We start from the raw sequence: 3,988 nt of genomic DNA on the forward strand, positions 1-3,988 counted from the left end.
TTTGATTTCGCCTTTGAAGGTTCGTATTTGGACTCTTCAAGAATCCCCTCGCATGCACGGCATGGGGAGTATCAAACAAGGATTTGATAATAAGCATCATGTACTCATCACTCATGGCTGCCCGGTTCCTTTTTTGTCTCAAGCTACGCGGTAGGGTGGTTTCTTGATTGAGGGCATTAAGGGCCATCCGTCTGAGCACAGCCAAGTTTTGAGGGCTATTCAATGTTCGGACGCGAGATTTATCCTCATTAAAAGTCACATCTAAAACCCAATGTTCTTTATTTTCAATGCTCCAATGTTCCCGAATAATAGAACCATGTTTTTGAGCATCTACGGTTAAAGAACTTAGATAGGGCTTGCTGAATAGAACTAGAAGCTATGACTGCCAAGGGTTTCAAAATTTTTAAACACAAAAAAGTGCTTTTGTTATGACGTTTGTCGGCTCAAAATCCTTGGATTTCGGTGAAAAATTGTGGAGTAAAGTTGGGAACCCATCTCCGAATCTCCCATTTTTCAAGCTGTTTGGCACTTAGATTCGATTTGTGGACTGATTCAGCAAGCCCTATCTAGTCCAAACTGTCGGGGAGATAATTTTAGCTGATACATCATCTAAATAGAAATCGTAAACAGGTTCTCCTGATAATTCACAGCAAAGAGGTTCAATAATTTTAGTAAACGGATTCCAAACTACTGTTACAGTCCGTTTCGTTTTCTTTCTTTGCAACTCACATTGAATATGTACTGTAGGTAGATGGATAATCATTGCACTGTGCAACCAAGCTTCTACACTCATTGCATAACGCTCTTGGATATCTAACAATTTTCTCTCTAGCTCTCTATTAGTAGCTTCAATTCGAGCTAATTCTTTATCTAATTCATCACCAATCAAATTTTTTAACTCAATCTTGTGGCGAATCCCAGAGCTAATCGTATTGTAATAATCCTTGAGTCTTTCTTCATCCCTAGCTCTGGCTCTTGTTAATTTAGCCTGCCAATTATCTAAAGATTTTCCAATCAATATTCCACTTTGATGTTCGATTAACTTCAACAACTCATCAAAAGGAATAGATAATGGTGTTTCTTGATTATCCACATCCATTCTGTCAGACTCCCAAAATAAAGCATCCCCAATTTCTATTGGTGTTACTCCTGTTATTTCATTGATCATAAACGAAACTAGACCAATCCTTTTTTCTTCGGCATTCGCTGTGTAAGCCACATTACATAAAATGTAGCGAGTGGTTGATGGTTTAGCATCTACAAAACGAATTAACCCATTTTGAGGTTTGAATCTCTCTGGTATGCTTTTGTCAAAGCCCGTATTTTTTAGATGGCCATCAAATTTTACACCCAAAGCACTAATCTGCCCTTTAACAGCTAATAGTTCAGATAATTTATTTAAGACTTCTGAATGATAAGTAACAAAAACACTTTGAGGTACATCAGTGATAGTTGTAAAAGTTACTTCTTCTGGGAGAGAAAGTAACGAGGCTATATTTTCATTTAACAGCGCATTTAAAATGTGTTCCCCATCCGGTTCAGCTATTCCGTCATGGAGAGCCACAATTTTTTCTAAAGTAGTAATTATTGGGTCTGATAACATATTTAATCCAATCTATTTTTCAAGCTTCAAAATCTTCGCCAAAAATCTGTTCATCCAGTTCTTGAATTTGCTCATATTGTTTTTGAGCTTTCAATAAATTATCTGCCAATTGCTCAAAGGCTTGATCTAATTCGGGTTTAACTTGATGCTTAAGCCAGATATCCATGACAACTTCACTAAAGTCAAATTCATCATCCACATTGCCTAAGATTGTTTCAATTTCTCCGACGACCAGTTCAAACATATTAATTTTGTCGTGCAGTATCCGCAGAATATACTCTTCGATACTGCCTTTGAGACAGAAGTTAAAAATAAAAACATCCTGGGTTTGTCCGATGCGGTGGATACGACCAATGCGCTGTTCAATTTTCATTGGGTTCCAGGGCAGGTCATAATTAATGATTGCATTGGCAAACTGGATGTTACGTCCCTCACCGCCTGTTTCGGATGCTAGCAGTACAGAAACATTATCCCGAAATGCGGCTATAGCCTCATCTTTTTGTTTAAGCGACATCCCACCCTGAAATTCCGCAAAGGGGATATTTGCGGATTGCAGAGTTTTAGCCAAATAGGTGCTAGTTGCTTTATGGGTTGTGAAGACCAAGGTTTTCTGCGAAGATTTTGAGAGCATTTCTACCAATATTTTTGCTTTCTCGACCTGCTTCACCTGGGCTGCTCGTCTTGCTAAAGACTTCAGTTCTTCATCGGGTAAGCGAAGAGTCAGTTGCTTGAGAGAGTCAGCCAAAGCACCAGGGGATGAACCAGCACGCATTAGTAAATTAGTACGGGAGAGTCTGTCTAGCTTGTCCTCTGAAGAACGTAGGTACTCGCTCAAGTCCTGGTAAAGTTTCTCCTCTCCGGCTGCCGGGGTAACGGTAATTGTGGTGGCGAAGCGTTTGGGCAGTTTGACATCTACTAGGGCGCGGGTATTTCGTACCATGACTTCCCGCATCAGAGAGCGTAACTTTTCGGGATTTTTAGGGACTCGTCCATTCTTGGAATTTACATATTCTTTTTTAAAAGCGGCTTCTGTTTGTAGCAGTCCCGGTTTGAGGAGGGTTAGCAGATTAAACAGTTCCACAAGGGAGTTCTGCACTGGCGTAGCCGTGAGCATGAGGATAAACCGCTTATTGAGGGCGTTGACCAGTTTCCAGTTGAGGGTACTGCGATTTTTTAGATGGTGTGCCTCATCGACAACAACCAAATCCCAAGTGCGACTGGTGACGTGAAGATAATGTTTAGCAGACTTAGCCGTGTTTAATGAAGCGATAATTCGCGGATTATTTGTCCAAAATTCGTCTATCGGTTGTTGTGGGTCACGGTTATCTGTGGTGATAGTAGCGATATTAAATTTGTCACTTAACTCTGATTGCCATTGGGAAACTAGGGATGCCGGAGTTAACACTAGGATGGACTTTACCATCCCCCGGGCTAAGTATTCGGCGATGATTAGTCCAGCTTCAATGGTTTTGCCCAATCCCACTTCATCCGCTAGTAATGCCCGTCCACCCATTTGTCTGAGGACTTTTCGGGCTGTTTCAATCTGATACCAGTATTTGTCGATAACAGTTAATGTGGGTAGGCAAATGAGTTGGTCATAGTCTGCCATTACCGAGAGGTTAAACAGGTCTAAACGCGCTTCGTAGAAGTTAAGCGGGTCGTATTTACCAGCTTTCAGGGCTTCTAAGGCAGTGGAAGGATTGAATTGAAATGTATAGTTTTTTTCCATATTTATGGTTCTTCCTTACTTGGTCTGCTAAACAGACCTGTCCGCTAGCCTAAAAGCTTTGCTAGGTAATAAGTGTAGTTTAGACTAAATAGGGCTTGCTGAATAAATGTAGAAAGCTTGCCAGATAAGGGGTTCAACCTTTTTTAGTTGAAAGAAGTGCAAGTTATAGGATTATAGAGGCTCAAAACCCTTGCAGCGCAGGTTGTTCGGATCTGGCTTGCATTTGGGAATTTACCCAGAAACCTACTATTTTTCAAGCTGTGTAGCCTCGTTTTTCCACTGCGTACACTTTTTCAGCAAGCCCCAATTAGTTTCCAAGGGCGAGTGAGAAGCACGCAACTCGCCGCGCCCATCGCCTTCGAGTAACAGCAGGGTGAGCGACGCTTCAGACAAACCACAATCCCTGCTTGCCTGCAATCGGAATCGGGCGATCGAGCACCTGCACATTCTGTAACTGCCACGCCCAGTTCCCAACTTCCCAGTTCCCGCATGATCGCTCGGTTTCGGATTGAGCGGCGATGAATTCTGGCTTGAGTTAGGTCGAGGGAGGCTATTAAGCCCCGCCCCTCCCAATTAGATCCGAACGTGCGACTTTCATCGCATTCGGCTCCCGATATTCTAGTCACGCGACTTGCTCATGTGGGTGTAATCGTGGC

The 3,988-nt window shown here is 42.2% G+C and carries 3 protein-coding genes and 1 pseudogene; all 4 read right to left on the reverse strand.

The features are described 5' to 3' along the window. A pseudogene (locus K4039_RS30045) lies at positions 1-340 on the reverse strand (ISAs1 family transposase); the annotation flags it as partial. Positions 341-562: 222 nt separating this feature from the next. Next, complete coding sequence (locus tag K4039_RS26455; protein ID WP_265239476.1) at positions 563-1,603, reverse strand: hypothetical protein; 1,041 nt, start codon at positions 1,601-1,603, stop codon at positions 563-565. A 19-nt stretch (positions 1,604-1,622) separates the two neighbouring features. Beyond that, a complete protein-coding gene (locus tag K4039_RS26460) occupies positions 1,623-3,332 on the reverse strand; it encodes a DEAD/DEAH box helicase (RefSeq protein WP_265239477.1) in 1,710 nt (569 codons plus the stop codon). Between the two features lie 293 nt (positions 3,333-3,625). Next, positions 3,626-3,958 (reverse strand): hypothetical protein, encoded by a 333-nt coding sequence (locus tag K4039_RS26465; protein WP_265239478.1) that lies wholly within the window; start codon positions 3,956-3,958, stop codon positions 3,626-3,628. Positions 3,959-3,988 lie beyond the last annotated feature (30 nt).

The organism is Lyngbya sp. CCAP 1446/10 (genome assembly GCF_026130175.1).
Classification (GTDB): Bacteria; Cyanobacteriota; Cyanobacteriia; order Cyanobacteriales; family Microcoleaceae; genus Microcoleus.

Coding starts and splice junctions, on each gene's coding strand:
- K4039_RS26455 (WP_265239476.1), bottom strand. CDS start 1,603: ATGTTATCAGACCCAATAATTACTACTTTAGAAAAAATTGTGGCTCTC.
- K4039_RS26460 (WP_265239477.1), bottom strand. CDS start 3,332: ATGGAAAAAAACTATACATTTCAATTCAATCCTTCCACTGCCTTAGAA.